General features: G+C 67.3%; 17 protein-coding genes. 16 read left to right on the top strand and 1 reads right to left on the bottom strand.

Features of this window, described 5'->3' with window-relative positions; genetic code table 11:
- Positions 1–18: 18 nt before the first annotated feature.
- The 16 genes from IT359_11370 (at position 19) to IT359_11295 (ending at position 20,845) form a co-directional block, all read left to right on the top strand.
- Positions 19–1,323 carry a sugar ABC transporter substrate-binding protein gene (locus IT359_11370; protein MCC6929580.1) on the top strand — a complete coding sequence of 435 codons (1,305 nt, stop codon included), beginning with the start codon at positions 19–21 and terminating at the stop codon, positions 1,321–1,323.
- Positions 1,320–3,029, top strand: a complete 1,710-nt coding sequence (locus tag IT359_11365) for a sugar ABC transporter permease (protein MCC6929579.1) — start codon at positions 1,320–1,322, stop codon at positions 3,027–3,029. The genes IT359_11370 and IT359_11365 overlap by 4 nt, the downstream gene beginning before the upstream one ends.
- The gene (locus IT359_11360; GenBank protein ID MCC6929578.1) at positions 3,019–3,846 is read left to right on the top strand and encodes a carbohydrate ABC transporter permease; all 828 of its coding nucleotides are present in this window, start codon (positions 3,019–3,021) and stop codon (positions 3,844–3,846) included. Before IT359_11365 ends, IT359_11360 begins: the two co-directional genes overlap by 11 nt.
- Before the next feature lie 156 nt (positions 3,847–4,002).
- Entirely contained in the window at positions 4,003–5,550 is a 1,548-nt protein-coding gene (locus IT359_11355; GenBank protein MCC6929577.1) for a PAS domain-containing protein, read from the top strand.
- Positions 5,547–6,965 (top strand): sigma-54-dependent Fis family transcriptional regulator, encoded by a 1,419-nt coding sequence (locus tag IT359_11350; GenBank protein ID MCC6929576.1) that lies wholly within the window; start codon positions 5,547–5,549, stop codon positions 6,963–6,965. Before IT359_11355 ends, IT359_11350 begins: the two co-directional genes overlap by 4 nt.
- Complete coding sequence (locus tag IT359_11345) at positions 6,962–7,630, top strand: response regulator transcription factor (GenBank protein ID MCC6929575.1); 669 nt, start codon at positions 6,962–6,964, stop codon at positions 7,628–7,630. The genes IT359_11350 and IT359_11345 overlap by 4 nt, the downstream gene beginning before the upstream one ends.
- Positions 7,631–7,741: 111 nt before the next feature.
- Positions 7,742–9,415: a HAMP domain-containing histidine kinase gene (locus IT359_11340; protein ID MCC6929574.1), complete on the top strand. Its 1,674-nt coding sequence runs from the start codon at positions 7,742–7,744 to the stop codon at positions 9,413–9,415.
- A gap of 345 nt (positions 9,416–9,760) precedes the next feature.
- Complete coding sequence (locus IT359_11335; protein MCC6929573.1) at positions 9,761–10,489, top strand: TonB family protein; 729 nt, start codon at positions 9,761–9,763, stop codon at positions 10,487–10,489.
- Positions 10,490–10,528: 39 nt separating this feature from the next.
- Positions 10,529–11,263 carry a MotA/TolQ/ExbB proton channel family protein gene (locus IT359_11330; GenBank protein MCC6929572.1) on the top strand — a complete coding sequence of 245 codons (735 nt, stop codon included), beginning with the start codon at positions 10,529–10,531 and terminating at the stop codon, positions 11,261–11,263.
- A 45-nt stretch (positions 11,264–11,308) separates the two neighbouring features.
- Positions 11,309–11,776 carry a biopolymer transporter ExbD gene (locus tag IT359_11325; GenBank protein ID MCC6929571.1) on the top strand — a complete coding sequence of 156 codons (468 nt, stop codon included), beginning with the start codon at positions 11,309–11,311 and terminating at the stop codon, positions 11,774–11,776.
- 11 nt (positions 11,777–11,787) lie between these two features.
- Positions 11,788–12,216, top strand: a complete 429-nt coding sequence (locus tag IT359_11320; protein MCC6929570.1) for a biopolymer transporter ExbD — start codon at positions 11,788–11,790, stop codon at positions 12,214–12,216.
- Positions 12,217–12,405: 189 nt separating this feature from the next.
- A complete protein-coding gene (locus IT359_11315) occupies positions 12,406–13,308 on the top strand; it encodes a hypothetical protein (protein ID MCC6929569.1) in 903 nt (300 codons plus the stop codon).
- 152 nt (positions 13,309–13,460) lie between these two features.
- Positions 13,461–14,963, top strand: a complete 1,503-nt coding sequence (locus tag IT359_11310; protein MCC6929568.1) for an amino acid permease — start codon at positions 13,461–13,463, stop codon at positions 14,961–14,963.
- Positions 14,964–15,171: 208 nt separating this feature from the next.
- Positions 15,172–17,745 carry a sodium-translocating pyrophosphatase gene (locus IT359_11305; GenBank protein ID MCC6929567.1) on the top strand — a complete coding sequence of 858 codons (2,574 nt, stop codon included), beginning with the start codon at positions 15,172–15,174 and terminating at the stop codon, positions 17,743–17,745.
- Positions 17,746–17,829: 84 nt separating this feature from the next.
- Positions 17,830–19,416, top strand: a complete 1,587-nt coding sequence (locus IT359_11300) for an amino acid permease (GenBank protein ID MCC6929566.1) — start codon at positions 17,830–17,832, stop codon at positions 19,414–19,416.
- 139 nt (positions 19,417–19,555) lie between these two features.
- A complete protein-coding gene (locus IT359_11295; GenBank protein ID MCC6929565.1) occupies positions 19,556–20,845 on the top strand; it encodes a cation:dicarboxylase symporter family transporter in 1,290 nt (429 codons plus the stop codon).
- A 114-nt stretch (positions 20,846–20,959) separates the two neighbouring features.
- On the opposite strand, the gene IT359_11290 is transcribed toward IT359_11295, so the two are convergent.
- Entirely contained in the window at positions 20,960–21,622 is a 663-nt protein-coding gene (locus tag IT359_11290; GenBank protein ID MCC6929564.1) for a DedA family protein, read from the bottom strand.
- Between the last annotated feature and the right edge of the window lie 17 nt (positions 21,623–21,639).

The raw sequence follows: 21,639 nt of genomic DNA, 5'->3' as shown, positions 1-21,639 counted from the left end.
GGGCGCGCGCCCGCGGGCATGCGTCCACTGGCGCGCCTGCGCGCCTGGGCACAAACGCTCGCCTGCCTGTCGCTCGCCGCCAGCGCCACGGCGTGCCGCGCCGCGGGAGACGACGAGGTCGTCCTGCGCATGACCTCCTGGCAGTCGCCGCAGGAGAACCTGCTCGACCTCCCGGCGATCCAGGCGTTCGAGCGCGCGCACCCTGGCGTGCGCGTCGTCAACGAACCGGTGAGCAACCAGGCGGAGTATCGCGAGAAGGTGATCACCGCGATTGCATCTGGGGCGCCGCCGGACGTCCTCCTCCTCGATGGCATCGACGTCCCCTCGTTTGCCGAGGCGGGGGTGCTGCTCGACCTCGCCCCCTTTGCCCAGCGCGTAGGGATCGCGGTGCAGGACTTCTTCCCGAACGTGCTGGCGATGTTCGCGCGCGGCGACACGGTGCTCGCCTTCCCCAAGGGGTTCTCGCCGGTCGTCTACTACTACAACCGCGCCCTGTTCGATGCGGCCGGCGTCGCCTATCCGCGCGACGGGTGGACCTTCGACGAGTTCCTCCAGACGGCGAAGGCGCTGACGATCGATCGGGACGGCGACGGAACACCGGACCAATGGGGGACGGCCGTGGACCGGCGGTTCCACACATGGCAGGCGATGGTGTGGAGCGGCGGGGGGGACATTCTTGCGCCTGACGGGAAGCGATCGACCGGGGCGCTCGACGCACCGGCGTCGCTCCGGTCGCTCGAGTTCCTCACGTCGCTGGCAACGACGCACCGTGTCGCGCCGCGCCCCAACGCCTTCCGTGCCGTGTCCGGCAACGAGACGCGGCTCTTCTACTCGGGGCGCCTGGCGCTCCTCCCCAGCGGACACTGGCTCATCCCCAACATCCGGGCGCAGCTCACGAAGGGGAAGCTCTCGCTCGGCGTGGTCTCGTTCCCGCGCGCGCCGGACGCCCGGGCGTCGACGCCGCTCTTTGCCTCCGGGTGGGCGGTGCCGCGCAACAGCGCGCACCGCAAGCTCGCGGTGCAGCTGGCGGCGGCGCTGTCGGGCCCCGAGGCGCAGCGACAGCGGCTGTCGGCCGGGCTCGAACTGGCGACGATGCCGGCCATCCAGCGCGAGTTTGCCTCGCGCGACACGCTCGGCCTCGAGGAGGCCTTCCTGCGGCAGGTGGCGACCGGCCGCGCGCCGTGGGGCTCGCGCATCGAGCGCTTTCGCGAGGTAGAGGCGCAACTGCCCGACATCATCGACCGCGTGGTGATCCGCAACGAAGCGGTGGCCAGCGTCGCGCGCGACGTGGCGCGCCGCATCGACGAGATCCTCGCCCGATGACCGCGACCACTGCGGCCGGGGGGAAGGGGAGCGGAAGCGAAGGCGCTCGCGTCGGACGCGCCGCCTTGCGATGGATCGTCGCCGTACTCGTGGCGTGGGCGGCGGCGACGATCGGCGTCCTCGAGCGAACGCGTGCCCACACGGCCTATGCGCTCGCCGCTCACACGGCGCGTACGCTCGCCGCCCACCAAGCGCGCGCGCTCGCCTCGCGCGACAACGCGATCGCGAGGCCGGAATCCACCGCGGCTCCCCAGTCGCCGGCATCGTTGTCCACATTCGCCGTGATCGCCAGCGCACCGCTGGCCGACGCCCGAGCGGCGCTCGAGCGCTATCTGAATCGCCGCGTGCGCGCACTCGACGCGGACGATCGCGCCCTCGTGCACACGGGCACCTGGCGCGCGGCCGTGACCGTCCCAATCAAGGACGTCGATGCCTGGGACATCGTGGGTGTGGTCGCGGTCGCCGTCTCGCCGTGGGACGGTATGCTGTGGTGGGCGTTGGGGCTGGCGGTCGCGGCGCTCGCGGCCGGGACCCTGACGCGCCGCGCCGTGTTGCGGCTGGCGGAGGATGGCACCCTGTCGCCACTGGCGCGCATCGCCCCCGCGCTGGCGATCCTTGCCGCCGCCGCACTCGCCGTCGCGTGGCAGCTGCGTGGGCGCGTCGCCGCCGCCGCCGCCTCGCTCCCGGCGGCCACGGCGCTCGCCCGCTTCGACGCCCTCACCCTCCCGCTCCCCTCCGCCCCCATGGCGGAGCTGGCGGTTGTCCTGCTCTGGGGCTTCGCCGCCATGGCGATCGCCGCGGCGGCCTGGATCGCCTCGGCGCGCCGCCGGCCGGTGGACCGTCGCGAGACGCTCGCCGCCTGGGCCTTCCTCGCGCCGAGTGCGTTGCACCTCCTCATCTTCACCGCCGGACCGCTGGCCTTCACGCTCTGGGTGTCGCTGCACGAGTGGGACCTGCTCAGCGCCGTGCGCCCCTGGGTGGGGCTTGGCAACTACGCCGAGCTCCTGCGCGACCCGCTCTTCTGGCGCGCCCTGCTCAACACCGCGCTCTATGCGCTCTACGTCCCCGTGAGCATGGCACTGGCGTTAGGCGCGGCGCTGGTCCTCGACCAGCCGCTGCGGGGGATGAAGGTGCTGCGCGCCATCGTCTTCCTCCCCACCGTCGTCTCGTACGTCGCCATCGCCGTGGTCTGGCAGTGGATGTTCAACCTCGACTTCGGGCTGCTCAACTTCCTCCTGCGCGCCGTGCACCTGCCGGCTGTGGACTGGCTCGGCAATCCCCGCACGGCGCTCATCGCCGTGATGATCGTCTCGGCGTGGGTGCAACTCGGCTACCAGATGGTCATCTATCTCGCCGGGTTGCAGGGAATCCCGGCGCACCTGCACGAAGCGGCCACGCTCGACGGCGCCGCACCGTGGGCGCGCTTTCGACACATCACGATTCCGCTCCTGCGTCCGGTCACCATCTACCTCTTCGTCACCGGCATCATCTGGTCGTTCCAGGTCTTCACCCTCGTGTATGTGATGACCGAAGGAGGGCCGGTGCACGCCACCGATGTCCTCGTCTACCGCATCTACCAGAATGCCTGGGAGTTCCGGCGCATGGGCTACGCGTCGGCGATGAGCTGGATCGTCTTCGCCATCCTCCTGGCCCTCACGCTGCTGCAATGGCGCGTCCTCAACCGGCGGGGCGACGATGTCGCGTGAGGTGACCGCGCGGCGGAAGGTGGCCGGGTATGGCGCCGCGTTGCTCCTGGCGGCAGTCATGCTCCTCCCATTCGCGTGGATGCTCTCCACCGCGCTCATGGAGGAGTTCGAGGTCTTCCAGTATCCCCCGCCGCTCCTCCCCGCCGAGCCGCAGTGGCGCAACTTCCCCAACGCCCTCACGCAGCTCCCGTTCGCGCGCTTCTTCCTCAACAGCGGGATCCTCGCCCTCGCCATGGTGGTGGGGCAGACCTTTACCGGAGCGTTAGGTGGCTATGCCTTCGCGCGCTTCCGCTTCGCGGGGCGAGGACGGGTGTTCGCCGCCTATCTCGGCGCGCTCATGATCCCGGGAATCGTCCTCCTCATCCCGCGCTTCCTCCTCATCGATGCCCTCGGCGGCGTCGACACCATCGCCGGGCTGGTCTCGACGGAGGTCGTCTCGGTGTGGGGAATCTTCATGATGCGGCAGTTCTTCCTCTCCCTCCCGCGCGAGACCGAGGACGCCGCGCGCATCGACGGTGCGTCGGAGTGGACGATCTTCTGGCGCATTGCCCTCCCGCTGGCGCGCCCCGCGCTCGCCACGCTGGCGCTCTTCGCCTTCATCGACGCCTGGAAGTCGTTCCTCTGGCCGCTGGTGGTCACGCAGTCAATGGAGATGCGCACCGTGGAGGTGGGGATCGCCTCGTTCCACGGACTCTACTACGCCAACTGGCCTTATCAGATGGCGGCCGCGGTGAGCGCGCTCGTCCCTGTCCTCATCGCCTTTCTCGCGTCGCAACGCTTCTTCACGCGAGGGATCCAGCTCGCCGGCATCCGCTAGTCGCGCTCGGAGGGAGTCGGGAAGACGGTCGTTCCGGCCGATACTGGCCCAAAGGGGTGCGTTACCTGAGGGGGGGCTGATCGGTCAATGTGTCCGAAGGCGGTCCCATCCATGAACGCCACCGCGGTCCCTCGCTCCCTTCCCGCCGAACCTCCCATGGCTCCCTCGGACGTCAGCACCGCCGTGCATCCCCTCGCGGTCGTCTCCGACATCGCGGTGCGCCTTGCATCTGGCGAAGACGTCGTCACCAAGACGGCCAGTGTGCTGGATCACCTCCACGCCGCGTTCCAGGCGCACGAAGTGGCGCTCTGGCTGTACGGCGCCACGGGGCTGGTGTGCTCGCTGCGCGCGGGCGAGTCGGAGATGACCGCCGACGATGTGAGTGCGCTCCTCGAGGCGGGAGGGGGGAGCCGGGAGACGTTGAGCGTGCGCCGCCTGGTGGCGGGGACGCGCCGTCTGGGCGCCCTCGCCATGCGCCCCGGGCCGCCGCTGGGGGCCGATGCGCTCCTGGCCTTTGGCACCGTGGCCAACATGCTCGCCCCGGAACTGTCGCGCGCCGAGCAGATGCGCCATCTGGAGGGCGAGGTCGAGCGCCGCACTCGGCAGTTGGACGAGGAGAAGCGATTCACCGAGCAGATCGTCGACTCGCTGCCGGTTGGCCTCTACGTGATCGATCGCGAGTACCGCGTGCAGGCCTGGAATCGCAAGCGTGAGACGGGGATGCAGGGGATCTCGCGCGAGCAGGCGCTGGGGCGGACGATCTTCGAGATCCTGCATCGCGCGCCGGCCGAGTCGCTGCGCGCCGAGTTCGACGAGGTCTTCCGCACCGGGCGCATCCAGCAGTTCAACATGGAGTCGCGCGCCTCGGGCGAACTGCGCGCCTATCGCATCACCAAGATCCCGATGCGCCTGAGCGACGCCGCCACCACGCACGTGATCACCATCGGCGAGGACATCACCGACTGGACGGTGGCGCAGGAGCGCTTTGCGCAGTCGGAGAAGCTCGCCGCCATCGGCCAGCTGGCCGCCGGCGTGATGCACGAGGTGAACAACCCGCTGGCGACGATCTCCGCCTGTTCGGAAAGCCTGGGGTTGCGGCTGGACGACATGCGCGAGCAGGGGTGCGACGTCCCCGCGCAGTCCGGCGAGTTTTTGCGCATCATCGACACCGAGATCCAGCGCTGCAAGAAGATCATCGACGGCCTGCTCGACTTCTCCCGCCCGCGCCCGGCCACCAAGGTCACGACGCGCCTCAACGACGTGGTGGAGCAGTCCATCTTCCTCGTCAAGCATCATCGCCGCTTCAAGAAGTTGCAGCTGAAGACGCTGCTCGACCCCGAGCTTCCCGCCATCGGGGCAAACTCGGAGCAGCTCATCCAGGTGTTCATGGCGTTGATGATCAACGCCGCCGACGCCATGGACGACGTGGACGGCACCATCACCATCCGCACGCGGCGCGGGATCTCGCGGCACGAGGCGGTGGTCGCCGAAGTCATCGACGAGGGGCAGGGGATTGCCCGCGCCGACCTCCCCAAGATCTTCGACCCCTTCTTCACCACGAAGGCGCCGGGGCGGGGGACGGGGCTCGGGCTCTCGATCTGCTACGGCATCATCACCGATCACGGCGGACGCATCGAGGTGGACAGTGCGGTGGGGGCGGGGAGCACCTTCCGCATCCTCCTTCCCGCTGAGCAGGGCGCGTGAGCGATTCCACCCGAATCAAGCTGCTGATTGCCGAGGACGAGGCACCACTCGGCGCGCTGCTCGAACAGTTCCTCACCTCGCGCGGACATGACGTCACCGTGGTGCGCGATGGCGACGCCGCCCTTGCCGCGATGCGCGCCGAGTCGTTCGACGTCGCGCTGCTCGACATCGTCATGCCCGGCCTCGACGGGCTCCAGGTCCTGCGCCTCGTGCGCGAGGAACCGACGTACCCCGAGGTGATCATCATCACCGGCAACGGGACGGTGGAGACGGCCATTGGCGCGATGCGCCTGGGCGCGTACGACTACCTCACCAAGCCGTACCGCATGGCCGAGATCGACGTGCTCGTCAGGCGGGCATGGGAGAAGCGCGAACTCGCGCTCGAGAATGCGCGCCTGGCCAAGCGGCTGCAATCGGTGGACCCGCTCCCCGAACTCGTCACGCAGCACCCGCCCCTGCGCGAGGTGCTGGAGACCATTCCGCGCGTGGCGCGCAGCATGACGCCGGTCCTCATCACCGGCGAGTCGGGGACGGGGAAGGAGATCGTGGCGCGCGCAATCCATCGTTTGTCGGAACGCGGGCGCGGGCCGCTGGTCGACATTGCCTGCGCCGCCATTGGCGGGCTGTCGGTGGAGACGGAGCTGTTCGGCTACGAGAACGGCGCCTTCCCAGGGGCCGACGGCCGCCGTGCCGGGCTCCTCGAGCTGGCCTCGGGGGGGACGCTGTTCATGGACGAGATCGGGGCGCTCGAGCGGCGCCTCCAGGGGGCGCTCCTTCGCGTCCTGGAGCAGGGGAACTTCTTCCGCGCCGGCGGCACCCAGAAGGTCGCCTTCAACGCCCGGCTCATCACCGCCACCAACCGCGACCTCGAATCGCTGGTGGCCGGCGGAGACTTCCGCAACGACCTCCTCTACCGAATCAACACGGTCCGCCTCGTCCTCCCGCCGCTGCGCGATAGGCGCTGCGACATCCCGGTGCTGGCCGAGCACTTCCTGGCGCGCTACTCGATCAACCGTCCAATGGGGTTCGCGGCCGACGCCATCGACACCTTGTCGGGCTACGAGTGGCCGGGCAACGTGCGCGAGCTTCGCAACGTGATCGAGCGCGCCGTCCTGCTCACCGGCGGCGATACCATCACCGCCAAGGACCTCCCGCTTCCGACCTTCCGCGTCGAGCGGCGCGCCCAATCCAACGGGACCGGCGTCCTGCGCCCGCTGGCCGACCTGGAACGCGACCACATTCGCTTCGTCCTGGAGCGCGTGAGCTGGCACCAGGGTCGCGCCGCAGCCATTCTCGGCATATCCTCCAAGACGTTGTACCGGAAGATCCGCGAGTACGGCTTCGAGCGCGGCGCCAGCGCGCCGCCGGGCGACTCGCATGCCGTGTACCAGTCCGAACTACAAGACAGCTCATGAAGGTCCTGGTCATCGAGGACGATCCCACCGTAGGCGCGTTCATCAAGCGCGGACTCGAGGAGCAGCGGTGGGGAGTGCAGCTCGTCACCGATGGCGAAGAGGGGGAGCAGGTCGCGGCGACCGAGACGTTCGACGTGATCATCCTCGACATGCGACTCCCCGGCAAGTCCGGGTTGGACGTCCTGCAGGGACTGCGCTCGCGCGGCTTCGAGAAGCCGGTGCTGGTCCTCACGGCGCAGGACGCCGTCGATGCCAAGGTGCGCACGCTGCGCGCCGGTGCCGACGACTACGTCACCAAGCCCTTCGCCTTCGAGGAACTCCTGGCCCGCGTCGAGGCGCTCGCCCGCCGTCCGCGCGCCATGCAGTCGCCCATCCTTCGCGTCGCCGACCTCGAGCTCAACCGCGACACGCGCGAGGTCCACCGCGCCGGCGACGCGATCGAACTCACCCCCAAGGAGTTCGCCGTCCTCGAATACCTGATGCGCCACACGGGGCGCGTCATGAGCCGAACGCTGATCACGGAGTACGCCTGGGGGTATCACTTCGACCCCGGCACCAACATCGTGGACGTCGTGATCAATCACCTTCGGAAGAAGATCGACGCGAAGCAGGACAAGAAGCTCATCACCACCGTTCGCGGCGTAGGCTACGTAGTCAAAGGCTGAGGAAACCGGGTAAGAAGACGGGGGACCCCCGCCCCCCACCCCCCCCCGCGCCGCCCCGCGGCGCGCACTCCCGTCCCCCGTCCCCCGTCCCCCGTCCCCCGTCCGTAGTCCATGCGTTCCATCCGCACCAAGCTCACCCTGCGCTACACGCTCGTCCTGCTGGCGTCGATGGTGACGTTTGCCGGGGCGGTGTACTTCGCGCGTCAGGCGGGGGTGCGGCGCGAGGCGGCGCAGCAGGCGGTGACGCATGGCGACCTGGCGGTGGCCGTCCTGCGCGCCACGCAGCGCGCCGGTGCACCGCAAATCATCGTCTCCGACTCGCTCATCGGGACGGTGCTCAACCAGGAGGTGGCGCGCCTCCTGGTCGAGATCCCGGGCTACCTTATCGTCATCGACGACGCGACCGAGCGACGCGTCTTCACCTCGCGCTCTGTCGACGACCTCTACTTCCGGCCGGGAAGCCTGGCGCAGCGCGAGATTGCCCAGGGCGACGCCGAGGCGTTCGAGAACGCCATTGCCTCGGTGCAGAACTCCGACCGCGCCGTGCGCGTGGCGATGAGCATCGGCGAGGTGGTCCTCGTCGAGCGTCGCGGCACCGACCCTACCTTCGGGCAGCGGCGCGTGATTGCCGGCGTCATGGTGAGCGACTACGACTCGTCGGCGCGCGAGATCCTGGGGAGCGCGCTGATGATATTCCCCTTCCTCCTCCTCCTCTCCGCCGGCGGCGCGTACCTGATTGCCGGTCGTGCCATCCGCCCCATCGACCGCATCACCACCGAAGTCGGCGACATCTCGGACGGACGCTCGCTGCACCGCCGGCTGGCGATCGAGGCCAGCGGCGACGAGCTGACGCGACTGGTCACGACGCTCAATGCGATGATCGCGCGGCTGGAATCGTCGTTCGGCGCGTTGCGTCGCTTCACCGCCGACGCCTCGCACGAGCTCAAGACCCCGCTCGCGGTGATGCGTGCCGACGTCGAGCGCGCCATGCAGTCGCCGCCGCAGTCCACCGAGCAGCTGGTAGCGCTCGAGGAGGCGTTGCAGCAGACGACGCGCATGGCCGACCTGGTCGATTCGCTCCTGACGCTGGCGCGCGCCGACGAGGGGCGCTTTGACCTGCACCGGGAGCCGGTGGCCCTTGGTCCGTTGGCGCGCGAGGCGCTGGAGACGGCGCTCATTCTTGGCGAGGACGCGGGGCTGGAGGTCACCATGCCAACCGTGGAGGAGCTGACCGTCAACGGCGACCGCACCCGCCTGTGGCAGCTCTTTCTCAACCTCATCACGAACGCCATCAAGTACACGCCGCGCGGCGGGAAGGTGGAGATCAACCTCCTGCGCCACGAGGACGGCCACGCGCACTTCAGCGTGAAGGACACCGGCATCGGGATCTCGGCCGCCGACCTGCCGTACATCTTCGAGCGATTCTGGCGCGCCGATCGTGTACGCTCGCGCTCGTCGGAGCGGAGCGGCTTCGGGCTGGGGTTGGCGATATCGCAGTGGATCGCGCAGGCGCATGGCGGGCAACTGACGGTGCAGTCGCGCTTGAACCGTGGCAGCACTTTCACCGTAATGCTTCCCATCGCCGGCGCGCCTCCGCCCGAGCTGGAGCATGGAGCGGAGGAGGGGAGTGCCACCTCGCGCCCGCCCGCACCCGCCGACTCGGCGGTCCCGTCGCCAGTGGCCGGCGCGTCGATTTCGCCCAGCGCTGCCACCTCGCCCCCCGCGGCAACGCATGCTGCGTCATCGCAGAGCGCGTCATCGCATCCCGCCGCGACGTCTCCCTGAGTTCGTTAGGCGGTCGCCTGGCCGCGGCTCTCAATCGGGACTATACGACGCTACGAACGACGAGCGCCGTCATGTAGGGGACTTCCCGATCTGCTCGCCGCGAGGCGCTCCAACGTGAGTGCGATGCGCGAGTCAACACGTTGGTGAGCTAACGCTTGGCGCGTGCGGTCTCGCGTGATAGGTGACCGTGACTCGCGGCTGAGCTTCTGTGAGGGAACGGGAAAATCTAACCTTGGCTTCATCGATTCTTAATCAAACTGCTATTCCGCGAACATCCACGGATCGTAGAATCGCCCCGTTCACCACAGACGCTGTTCTGCCAACGTGTCCCGACGGTCGAGGGTTATGTTCAACAACCTGGTCGAGTCCAAGCGCAAGAAGCAGCGGAGTCCTGCCGGCATTCTCGCTTCCTTCGTGGCGCACGCCGTCCTGATCACGCTGGTGGTCGTGGCGGGCGGACAGGCCGCGGAGAAGTTCGAGAAGCCGAAGCAGGAGCAGGTCGACTTCGTGGAGGTCAAGAAGGATGAGCCGCCTCCGCCGAAGAACGAGCCACCTCCGCCGCCACCTCCAGATGTGGTCGCAGCGCCGCCGCCGCCCAAGGGATTCCAGATCCTGACGGCCCCGGTGGAAATCCCGGACGTGCTCCCTGACATCGACCTTTCCAAGAAGGTCACCGACGAAGCGGACTTCACGGGCAAGGGCGTCGCCGGCGGTACCTCCAAGGGTGTCGAGGGCGGCAAGCCGCAGCTCGTCTCCGACAAGGGCGCCGACCAGCCGTTCTTCGAGTTCCAGGTCGAGAAGCCGGTGCAGGCGCTGCCCGGCGGATCGTCGCCGCGCTACCCCGACATCCTGCGCCAGGCCGGGGTGGAAGGCGAGGTCCTCGCGCAGTTCGTCGTCGACACGACGGGGCGCGCCGAAATGAACTCGTACAAGGTGCTGAAGACCACGCACGACCTGTTCGGCAACGCGGTGAAGCAGGCCCTCCCGGGGATGCGCTTCATCCCGGCGGAAGTTGGCGGCCGCAAGGTGCGTCAGCTCGTCCAGCAGCCGTTCTCCTTCGCGATCTCGAAGTAGTCGTCCTCCTCCACATCCCACGTTCGGGAGATCAACGGTATGAATCTGAATTTCGCGGAAATCTGGGCGTCGACGCCTCCCTTCGGAAAGTTCCTGTGGGCCGTGCTGGCCTTCATGTCGGTGTGGTCGCTTTCGACCGGTATCTCGAAGGTCTGGCAGCTGCGCAAGGCGCAGGGCGAGACGGTGAAGTTCGCCCCGGAGTTCTCGCAGTTCCTCGAGGAAGACAACCTGGGCGAAGCGATCAAGCTCGCCGAGAGCTACAAGCGTTCGCACGTCGCCCGCGTCCTCGGTGGCGCGCTGGCCGAAGTGAAGCCGCTCATCATGGACGGGTCGGTCACGGTGGCGGACATCAACACCGCCGAGCGTGCGGTCGAGCGTGAAATGCTGATGGAGATGGTCGCCCTCAAGCGCGGCAACGCGGTGCTCGCCACGGTGGGTTCGACGGCGCCGTTCGTCGGGCTCCTCGGCACGGTGTTCGGCATCATCAACGCGTTCGAAGGGATGGCCAAGTCGGGGTCGGGCGGCATCACCGCCATCGCCGCCGGTATCGCCGAGGCGCTCATCGCGACGGGCTTCGGCCTCATCGTCGCCATCCCGGCCGTGTGGTTCTACAACTACTTCACGACCAAGATCGACAATCTCTCCGCCGAGATGACCTACACCTCGAAGGAGATGATCGACTACCTCATCAAGGGCGTGTCGGGCGAGTTCGGCCGGTCGCGCTTCACCCGTGAGTTCAACACGCAGGCCCAGAGCGGCGGGCCGATGACCTGATAGGGTCATCGCCGCACTTCTCTACCCTCAGACGAGGAACTCGCAATGGGCATGTCCGTGGGCTCCGGCGCCGAAGCCGTCAAGTCCGAACCGAACGTCGTGCCAATGATCGACGTCATGCTGGTGCTCCTCATCATCTTCATGGTGGTGACGCCAGCATTGGCGGCGGGTTTCCAGGCCGTCCCGCCCGCCGGGATCAACCTGAAGACCCACCCCGAGGAAGACACCGACCAGGTCCTCGGCATCGACAAGGCGGGACAGTACTACCTGAACAAGCGTCCGTTGCAGAACGACAAGCTGGCCGAAACGCTCAAGTCGATCTACGACGCGCGCACCGTGGACAAGATCCTCTACATCAAGGCCGACAAGGACCTCGAGTACAGCAAGGTCCTCGACGCCATGGATATCGCATCACGGAACGGCGTGCGCGTCGTTGGCGCCGTCTCCGACCAGGTCCCCGGCACGGAATCGACCGTCGCCGGTGACACCCCCGACCCTGCCGCGAAGAAATAAGGAGATCCGACATGGGAATGGCCGTAGGGGGTAAAGGCGGTGGGCTCAACAACGAGCCGAACGTCGTCCCCATGATCGACGTGCTCCTCGTGCTCCTGATCATCTTCATGGTCATGCAGCCGATGGCACGCAAGGCTATCGACTTGCAGCTGCCGGATCCGACGCCGCAGGTCGCGGCCGCCAACGCGGTCTCGAACCAGATCGTCCTGGAAGTCCTCCCGGGCGACCAGTTCGCGATCAACAAGGAACCGGTCACCAAGGATGGGCTCCTGATCCGCCTCAAGCAGATCTACGACCCGCGCCCCGACAAGATCATGTTCGTGAAGGGCGATCCGAAGGTGAAATACCAGTCGGTGATCTACGCGATGGACCAGGCGCGCGGCGCCGGCGTCAAGGTCATCGGCGTCACGCCGAAGGAAGCAGCACCAGCGCCGCAGTAAGCCGTTTCACGCGGCAGCGCACCACGGGCGGCGGGCACCCTCAGGGAGCCCGCCGCTTTCGTGTGTCTCGACCAGGGCGTCACGGCAGGGAGCGCCCGGGTCACCCACTGCATGAACCCTTTCCGCCCACGCGGTCGTATAACTTCCAGCCTTGAGACACCCCCCGAATCCCACGCGGGCTCGACACTCGTGACGCTGGCTCGTCCCAATCCTTTCCCAAACGACGCGAACCCGGACGGGACTCCGGCGACGCATCCCAAGCGACCGCCGCTGCGCCCGCCAGTCGGGATTCCCGACCGCAGCGGCTCGCGGCGCGAAGGGACGCTCATCTCAGTCCTCCTGCACGCCCTCGTCGTCTTCCTCGTGCTCTCGCCTCCGGTCTTTCTCGCCACGAAGCTCGACTACGTGGGGAAGCAGGGAGCGGGCGGCCCCGGCCCGGCGGGGGGCGGCGGAGGCGGTACCGGGGGGAGCGGCGGGCGCATGCTGCGCGAGCGGCTGCGCTACATGCAGGTGGTGACGCCTCAGGCGCAGCCCGCGGTGCAGCCGCCGGTCGTCCCGCCGCCGCCCAAGCCGGTCGAGCCCCCCAAGCCCGACCCGGTCAAGCCGCCACCGCCGCCGCCTCCACCCAATCCCACCCCGCAGGCTACCGCCCCCGCCGCCACGGCCACGGACGTCAAGGACGCGAGCGTCGTGGCCGGGACCGGCGGCGGCTCCGGAAAGGACGGGACGGCGGGGAGTGGTCCCGGAAGCGGCGGCGGCGTCGGATCGGGCGTCGGAACCGGGCGCGGCTCGGGGGTGGGGCCGGGAACAGGCGGCGGCAACGACGCCATCTATCCGCCGTCGGTCGTCTCGCTCCCCATCCTCCCGCTCCCGGTCCCCGGCAAGGTGCGGCCGTACAAACTCGTCGCCTACTTCGAAGTCGACACGCTGGGGAATTCGCGACTGCTCGCCTTCAACCCGTCCAACGACGGCGGCTACAACAAGCGGATCCGCGAGATGCTGAGCGAGATTCGCTTCCGCCCGGCGACACGCCCCGACGGGCGCCCGGTGCTGGATACGGCCATCGTGACTGCCGAGGCCCCGCGCTCGTAAGTGCTTCCCGCGCATGACCCTTTGGCGCAATGAATACTCTGGCCGAAGCGGACACGCAGGAATATCTTTTCGCGGCTTTCACCCAACCGGGTTCGGCATGACGACCTCCTGCCGATACCCAGCCCTTCCACAGTCGCGAAACAGGGATACGCGTGGCCGACTCACACGACACACGCTCCGGCTCGGGGTTTGTCCGCGCGCTGACGCTGACAGACGCGACCATGCTCGTCGCGGGCTCCATGATCGGGTCGGGGATCTTCATCGTCTCGTCCGACATTGCCCGAACGCTCAACTCGCCGCTGTGGCTCCTCATCACCTGGCTCGCCACCGGCGTCATCACCGTGCTTGGCGCGCTGGCCTACGGTGAACTCGCGGCGATGTACCCCAAGGCGGGGGGCCAATACGTCTTCCTCCGCGAATCGATGGGTCCACTCATGGGATTTCTCTATGGGTGGACCCTTTTCCTTGTGATCCAGACCGGGACGATCGCCGCGGTCGGCGTCGCCTTCGGTCGATTCCTCGGCGTCCTCGTCCCGGCGGTGGGCGCCGATCGCTTTGCCTGGTTCCCGCAGGCCGATCTCTGCATTTCCGCGTTGGGGTGTGACGTGCCGGCCAAGGCGTTCCAGCTCGGGCTCAGCCCGCAGCGGCTGGTGGCGCTCGTCTCCGTCTGGATCCTCACCTGGGTGAACTTGCGCGGGGTGAAGGAAGGGAAGGCGTTGCAGACGTCGCTGACGGTGATCAAGACCGCCGCGCTCGCCCTGCTGATCGTCGTTGGACTCACCATCGGGCGCAACGCCGACGCGCTGGCCGCCAACTTCGGCGCCAACTTCGCGGGGAGCCCGCCGATCGGCTCGGCGCTCGTCCTGGCGTTTGGCGCGGCGATGGTCGGCTCGCTCTTCTCCAGCGACGCATGGAACAACGTGACGTTCGCGGCGGCCGAGGTGCACAACCCGCAGAAGAACCTCCCGCTGGCGCTGTTGCTGGGAACGGGGCTGGTCTCGCTCCTCTACATCCTGGCCAACGTGTCGTACCTCCACACGCTTCCCATGGCGGGTGACCCCAACGGGGCGACGACGATGGCGCGCGGGATCCAGTACGCCACGCAGGATCGCGTGGGGACCGCCTTCATGGAGACGGTGTTCGGGTCGAGCGGGACGACGCTGATGGCGATCGCGATCCTGATCTCGACCTTCGGCTGCAACAACGGGCTCATCCTCGCCGGGGCGCGCGTGTACTGGGCCATGGCGCGCGACGGTCTCTTCTTCGCGAAGGCTGGCGCGCTGACGTCGCGCGGCGTCCCGGGCTATGCCCTCATCGTGCAGTCGGTCTGGATCTCGCTCCTCTGCCTCACCGGGACGTACGGGCAGCTCCTGGACTACGTGATCTTCGCCGCGCTGGTCTTCTACTGCCTGACGACGATTGGCCTGTTCATCCTGCGGGCCAAGCTGCCGAATGCTGAACGCCCCTATCGCGCGGTGGGCTACCCGGTGCTCCCGGGGCTCTACGTGCTGCTGGCGGGCGGGCTGGCGATCATCCTCCTCATTGCCGACAAGACGCGGGCGCAGGCCATGGCCGGGGCGGCAATCGTCGTCCTCGGCATTCCGGTCTACTTCCTCTGGCGGTCGCTGGGACGCGGCTCCGCGAGCGCGGCGTGAGCGCCTGACGTGAGCGTCTGACGTGAGCGTCTGACGTGAGCGTCCGAAGCGAGCGCCTGGCGAGATTGCCTGACGAGAGCAGTTGCAGGTTGCTGGTGAAGTACGCGAAGTGTTGCACCTGGTTCGCAGCAACGAAACACCGGGCGCCGCCGAGGGTGACCCGGAAGGGATCCTGGCGGAGACCCCGAACTTTCATGGAGAGCACGGCATGACGAATGTGTTGGTACGCATGTGGCACGCATCCGGTCGCCTGACGCGCGCGTTCGCAGTCGCGACCGCGAGCGCCATCCTGCTGGCGACCCCCAGCGCGCGCGCGATGGCGCAGGCGGGCGAGTCGGCGGTGATGGCCACCCCCCTCGCGTCGGTGACGGCGGCGGCGCAAGAAGCGGCACCTGCCGATGGCGCGCAGCCGGAACACCGCCCCGGTGGTGAGGCCAACCTCATCGTGCCGGACCTCTCGACCGCCACGTTCCTCGGAGGCATCCCGGGGACCACGCTCCTGCTCAGCGGGATCGTCGTCTGTGTGCTCGGGCTCCTGTTCGGGCTCGCGATCTACAAGCAGCTGCAAGGAATGCCGGTCCACAAGTCGATGCTCGAAGTGTCCGAGCTCATCTACGAGACCTGCAAGACCTACCTCTTCACGCAGGGGAAGTTCATCCTCCTGCTCTGGCTCTTCATCGGGGCCGTGATCCTGCTGTACTTCAAGGTGCTGATCGGGTTCCCGTGGGACCGCGTCATCATCATCCTCTTCTTCTCGCTGGTCGGCATCGCGGGGAGCTACGGGGTGGCCTGGTTCGGCATCCGCGTGAACACCTTCGCCAACTCGCGCACCGCCTTCGCGGCGCTCAAGGGGAAGCCGTTCCCGTGCTATGCCATTCCGCTCAAGGCCGGCATGTCGATCGGGATGATGCTCATTTCGGTCGAACTGCTCCTGATGCTCCTCATCCTCCTCTTCATCCCGGGGGACTACGCGGGGACCTGCTTCATCGGCTTTGCCATCGGCGAGTCGCTCGGCGCGGCGGCGCTTCGTATCGCCGGCGGCATCTTCACCAAGATCGCCGACATCGGTTCCGACCTGATGAAGATCGTCTTCAAGATCAAGGAAGACGATGCGCGCAACCCTGGCGTGATCGCCGACTGCACGGGCGACAACGCCGGTGACTCGGTGGGTCCGTCGGCCGACGGCTTCGAGACCTACGGCGTGACCGGTGTCGCGCTCATCTCGTTCATCCTGCTCGCGGTCCGGGAGCCGGCCCTGCAGGTCCAGCTTCTGATCTGGATCTTCATGATGCGCGTGATGATGGTTGTCGCGTCGGGCGTGTCGTACTTCATCAACGAGGCGCTGGCCAAGGGGCAGTACGCCGATGCCAAGAAGATGAACTTCGAGGCGCCGCTCACGCGCCTCGTCTGGATGACGTCGATCATCTCGGTCGTCATCACCTACGTCGCCTCCAAGATGCTCATTCCCGACATCGGCGACGGCACGATGTGGTGGAAGCTGGCGACGATCATCACCTGCGGGACGCTGGCTGGCGCGATCATCCCGGAGTTCGTGAAGGTCTTCACGTCGGTCGAGTCGCGCCATGTGCGCGAGGTCGTGACCGCGTCGCGTGAAGGCGGCCCCTCGCTCAACATCCTGGCGGGGCTCATTGCCGGCAACTTCTCGGCGTACTGGTTAGGCGTGGCCATCATGGCGCTGATGGCCATTGGGTACTACGTGTCGTCGATGGGGCTGGAGCAGCTCATGATCGCCCCCGCCGTCTTTGCCTTCGGTCTCGTCGCCTTCGGCTTCTTGGGGATGGGACCGGTCACCATCGCCGTCGACTCGTACGGTCCGGTGACGGACAACGCGCAGTCGGTCTTCGAGCTCTCCACCATCGAGCAGCTCCCGGGGATCTCCAACGAGATCCAGAAGGACTTCGGCTTCAAGCCCGAGTTCGAGGAAGCGAAGGAGTACCTCGAGGAGAACGACGGTGCCGGCAACACCTTCAAGGCGACCGCCAAGCCGGTGCTCATCGGCACCGCCGTCGTCGGGGCCACGACGATGATCTTCTCGATCGTCGTCTCGCTCACCGAGGGGCTCAAGCCCGAGTACCTGGCCAACCTGTCGCTGCTCCACCCGCCGTTCCTGCTCGGCCTCATCACCGGGGGCGCGGTGATCTACTGGTTCACGGGCGCCTCGATGCAGGCGGTTTCCACCGGTGCCTATCGCGCCGTCGAGTTCATCAAGGACAACATCAAGCTCGACAGCGGGGCCACCAAGGCGTCGGTCAGCGACTCGAAGAAGGTCGTCGAGATCTGCACCGTGTACGCGCAGAAGGGGATGTTCAACATCTTCGTGACCGTCTTCTTCTCCACGCTCGCCTTTGCCTTCGTCGAGCCCTACTTCTTCATCGGTTACCTCGTTTCCATCGCGCTCTTTGGCCTGTATCAGGCGATCTTCATGGCCAACGCCGGCGGCGCCTGGGACAACGCGAAGAAGATCGTGGAGACGGAGCTGAAGGCGAAGGGGACGCCGCTGCACGACGCGTCCGTCGTTGGCGACACGGTCGGCGATCCGTTCAAGGACACCTCGTCGGTGGCGCTCAACCCGGTCATCAAGTTCACCACGCTCTTCGGCTTGCTGGCGGTGGAGCTGGCGGTGAGCCTGACGAACAAGAACGGGTCGGGGCTCACGCACGCCTTGGCCGCGGTGTTCTTCGTGATCAGCGCGGTCTTCGTGTACCGCTCGTTCTACGGCATGCGCATCGAGTCCGGCGACGCCGCGCGCGCCCGGGCCTGAGTTCGTTCTCCACCGCGGGGTTTCGGGGCGTTGCACCTCCGAAGCCCCGCGGTCGGCTTTCCGTCCCTATCGCGACCGCAGGTGATGTCGACCAACACGTCCATCTTCGCCAGGAAATCCGTTGCCGACTGCGAGGCCGAGTCCTCGCTGGGCGGTGGGCTCAAGCGCCACCTCACCCGGTGGCACCTGACGGCGCTCGGCGTCGGGGCCACGATTGGCGCCGGTATCTTCGCCACCACCGGGACGGCGATCGTCGGCGACGCGGCGCGTCCCGGCGCGGGGCCGGCCATCGTCTTCTCGTTCCTCCTCACGGCGGTGGCCTGCGGCTTCGCCGCGTTATGCTACGCCGAGTTTGCCTCGATGGTCCCTATTGCCGGGTCGGCGTATACGTACGCCTATGCGGCCATTGGCGAGTTCGTGGCCTGGATCATCGGGTGGGACCTCATCGTGGAGTATGCGGTGGGGAACATCGGCGTGGCGATTGGCTGGTCGGGGCACTTTCGCGAGCTGATCTCCCACTTCGGGTTGCACCTCCCGGCGTGGCTGGCCACCGACTACCGCACGGCACACGACGCCTTCACGGCGCTGGGCGCTGCAGCTGGCGGGGCGGTCGACCCGTCGCTGCAGTACCTCGCCTCGGCGTGGAGCGAGGCGCCGCACCTGTTCGGCCTCCCGGTGATCATGAACCTCCCGGCGGCGCTGGCCGTCTTCACCATCACGACCATCCTCGTAATCGGTATCAAGGAGTCGGCCAACACGAACAACGCGATGGTCGTCCTCAAGATCGGGATCATCGTCTTCTTCCTCGCCGTCGGCGCCTTCCTCATCAAGCCGGACAACTGGAACAACCCCGCACTGGGCGGCTTTGCCCCCAACGGCTTCAAGGGGATCAGCGCCGCCGCGGCGATCATCTTCTTCTCCTATATCGGCTTCGATGCGGTGTCGACGGCCGCCGAGGAGGCGAAGAACCCGGCGAAGGACATGCCCTTCGGCATCATCATGTCGCTGGTGATCTGCACCGTGCTGTACGTCCTGCTGTCGATCGTGATGACCGGGATGGCGCCGTGGAAGCAACTCGGGACGCCAGAGCCGATGATCACCGCACTCCAGTATGCCGACGGTCCGCCGGCGCTGCTCACCTTCTCGCGCTTCATCATCGCGTTAGGCGCGGTGATCGCGATGGGGAGCGTCCTGCTGGTGTTCCAGTTGGGGCAGCCACGCATCTTCTACTCCATGGCGCGCGACGGCCTGCTCCCGCCGGTGATGGCCAAGGTGCACCCGAAGTTCCGCACCCCCTACGTGGGGACGATCCTGACGGGGACGTTCGTGGCGACCTTCGCCGCGTTCGCGAACATCGCCGAGGTCGTCGACCTCACGAACATCGGGACGCTCTTTGCCTTCGTGCTCGTCTCGGCGGGGGTGATCTTCCTGCGCAAGTCCGACCCCGATCGCCCGCGCCCCTTCCGCGTCCCCGGCGTCCCGTTCACCCCGCTCATCTCCATCGGCGCCTGCTTCTACCTCATGGTGCAGCTGCCGTTGGTGACGTGGATCCGCTTCGGGATCTGGCTCGCGGTCGGCCTGGTGTTCTACTTCCTGTACGGCTACCGGCACTCGGTCCTGCGGACCGGCAAGCGCCCGCACATCGAGCCGGTGTCAGGCGGCGGTCACTGATGGTCGCGCACACGCCGCCCTGTTTCCAGCAGTCCCGCACCCCTCGCACGTAAGACGAAGTAGCTCCCCCCAGTCAGGGACGAGGCTGCAGGCGCAATCCCTCGTCTTCTCGTCCTCTCGTCTTCTCGTCTTCTCCCCGATGGCAACGACGCCGGCCGCCGCCCCCAAGAAAGGGCTGACCCTCACGCACTGGATCATGATCTCGATGGTGATCGGGATCGTCGTGGGGACATTCCTCCCGGATATCGGCAAGGAACTCAAGCCGATCTCCAACATCTTCCTGCGGATGATCAAGTCGCTGATCGTCCCGCTCCTTTTCAGCACGCTGGTGATCGGGATTGCCGGGCACGGCGACGACATGAAGAAGGTCGGGCGACTGGCGCTGCGTTCGATCATCTACTTCGAGGTCGTGACCACGCTGGCACTCGCCGTGGGGCTCATCGCGGTCAACTGGGTCAAGCCGGGGCAGGGGATCACGCTCGAAGGGGCGTCGGCGGAGATGGGCGAGCAGTTCGCGTCGAAGAAGGTCACGTTAGGCGGCGTGCTGGAGCACACCGTCCCCCAGAGCTTCTTCGAGGCGGCGGCGACCAACGAGGTGCTGCAGGTGGTCTTCTTCTCCATCCTCTTTGCCGTGGCGCTGGCCCGGGTCAAGGGCGAGCCGAAGAAGATCATGCTGAGCGTCCTCGAGTCGTTGTCCGAGGTGATGTTCAAGTTCGTGGGGATCGTGATGGCCTTCGCGCCCTTCGGCATCGGGGCCGCCATCGCCGTCACGGTCGCCAACAGCGGGCTCGGCGTGCTCAAGAACCTTGGCATCCTCGTGCTCACGCTGTATGGGGCGCTGATCGTCTTCATCCTCATCGTCCTCATCCCCATCATCCTCATCTTCCGCATCCCGCTCAAGCAGTTCCTGCAGACGGTGCGCGAGCCGGCGCTGATCGCCTTCTCCACCGCGTCGTCCGAGGCGGCACTCCCGCAAGCGATGCAGGCGATGGAGAAGTTCGGCGTCCCGCGCCGCATCGTCGCCTTCGTGATGCCGACCGGGTATTCGTTCAACCTCGACGGGAGCACGCTCTACCTCGCCCTCGCCTCCATCTTCGTGGCGCAGGCGGCGGGGATCGACATGCCGCTCAGCCAGCAGCTCATCATGATGCTGACGCTGATGCTGACGTCCAAGGGAGTCGCCGCCGTGCCGCGTGCATCGCTCGTGATCCTGTCGGGGGCGCTGTCGTCGTTTGGCCTCCCGCTGCAGGGCGTGGCCGTCATCCTTGGCGTCGACGCGCTGATGGACATGGCGCGCACGTCGGTGAACCTGGTGGGGAACTGCCTCGCGACGGCGGTGATGGCGCGCTGGGAAGGGGAGTTCCGCAAGGAGTCGCTCCCCGAGATGGAGAAGATCGAGGGCGATACGTTGCACGTGCCGTCGGCGTAGCGAGCGACGCAGCCGTCAGGTGCACAGCGGGCGCCGGTCCATGGGATCGGCGCCCGACGTGCGTTCGGGAGGGGCAACGCGTGGCGCTCGTCGATTCTCCGGTCTGCATCGACTCTATGGACGACGGCTCCTCTCCGCCACGATCCGCTGCCGCTCCTGCCACACCGCCACCACACCGGGGATGATCGAGACGATGATGATTCCCAGCACCACCAGCGAGAAGTTGCTCTTCACCACCGGGATGTTGCCGAAGAAGTATCCCGCGAACAGCATGATGCCCACCCACGCCGTCCCTCCGGCGACGTTGTAAAGCGCAAAGCGCTGGTACGACATCGAGCCCGCGCCGGCGACAAACGGGGCAAAGGTGCGGATGATGGGGATGAAGCGCGCCAGGATGATCGTCTTCCCGCCGTGCCGCTCGTAGAACTCGTGCGTGCGCTGGATGTGCGCGGCCTTTACGAGCGGGAGTTTCCCCGCCGCGGCCTGCGCGCCGAACTTGCTCCCCAGCCAGTAGTTCACCGCGTCGCCGACAATCGCGCAGACGGCGAGCAGGATGAACATCAGCGTGACGCTGAGCGTCCCGGTCGCGGCGGCGAGCGCCCCCACCGCAAAGAGGAGCGAATCGCCGGGCAGGAACGGCGTCACAACCAGCCCGGTCTCGGCGAAGATGATCAGCGCCAGCACTACGTAGGTCCACACCCCCGCCCACGCCACGAGTGCGGTGAGGTGCTGGTCCAGGTGCAGGACGTAGTCGATGAAGGTGTGGATCAGGTCCATGACGGAGGGAGAGGGGG

This window comes from Gemmatimonadaceae bacterium, from assembly GCA_020852815.1.
GTDB lineage: Bacteria > Gemmatimonadota > Gemmatimonadetes > Gemmatimonadales > Gemmatimonadaceae > SCN-70-22.
The sequence above is the reverse complement of the archived record's forward strand: the minus strand, read 5'-3'. Positions and strand labels throughout refer to the sequence as shown.

Excerpts from the sequence above, each read along its gene's own strand:
- IT359_11340 (MCC6929574.1), top strand. The coding sequence starts at position 7,742 with ATGCGTTCCATCCGCACCAAGCTCACCCTGCGCTACACGCTCGTCCTG.
- IT359_11345 (MCC6929575.1), top strand. The coding sequence starts at position 6,962 with ATGAAGGTCCTGGTCATCGAGGACGATCCCACCGTAGGCGCGTTCATC.
- IT359_11305 (MCC6929567.1), top strand. The coding sequence starts at position 15,172 with ATGACGAATGTGTTGGTACGCATGTGGCACGCATCCGGTCGCCTGACG.
- IT359_11330 (MCC6929572.1), top strand. The coding sequence starts at position 10,529 with ATGAATCTGAATTTCGCGGAAATCTGGGCGTCGACGCCTCCCTTCGGA.
- IT359_11300 (MCC6929566.1), top strand. The coding sequence starts at position 17,830 with ATGTCGACCAACACGTCCATCTTCGCCAGGAAATCCGTTGCCGACTGC.
- IT359_11355 (MCC6929577.1), top strand. The coding sequence starts at position 4,003 with ATGGCTCCCTCGGACGTCAGCACCGCCGTGCATCCCCTCGCGGTCGTC.
- IT359_11295 (MCC6929565.1), top strand. The coding sequence starts at position 19,556 with ATGGCAACGACGCCGGCCGCCGCCCCCAAGAAAGGGCTGACCCTCACG.
- IT359_11370 (MCC6929580.1), top strand. The coding sequence starts at position 19 with ATGCGTCCACTGGCGCGCCTGCGCGCCTGGGCACAAACGCTCGCCTGC.
- IT359_11320 (MCC6929570.1), top strand. The coding sequence starts at position 11,788 with ATGGGAATGGCCGTAGGGGGTAAAGGCGGTGGGCTCAACAACGAGCCG.
- IT359_11290 (MCC6929564.1), bottom strand. The coding sequence starts at position 21,622 with ATGGACCTGATCCACACCTTCATCGACTACGTCCTGCACCTGGACCAG.
- IT359_11365 (MCC6929579.1), top strand. The coding sequence starts at position 1,320 with ATGACCGCGACCACTGCGGCCGGGGGGAAGGGGAGCGGAAGCGAAGGC.
- IT359_11335 (MCC6929573.1), top strand. The coding sequence starts at position 9,761 with ATGTTCAACAACCTGGTCGAGTCCAAGCGCAAGAAGCAGCGGAGTCCT.
- IT359_11325 (MCC6929571.1), top strand. The coding sequence starts at position 11,309 with ATGGGCATGTCCGTGGGCTCCGGCGCCGAAGCCGTCAAGTCCGAACCG.
- IT359_11360 (MCC6929578.1), top strand. The coding sequence starts at position 3,019 with ATGTCGCGTGAGGTGACCGCGCGGCGGAAGGTGGCCGGGTATGGCGCC.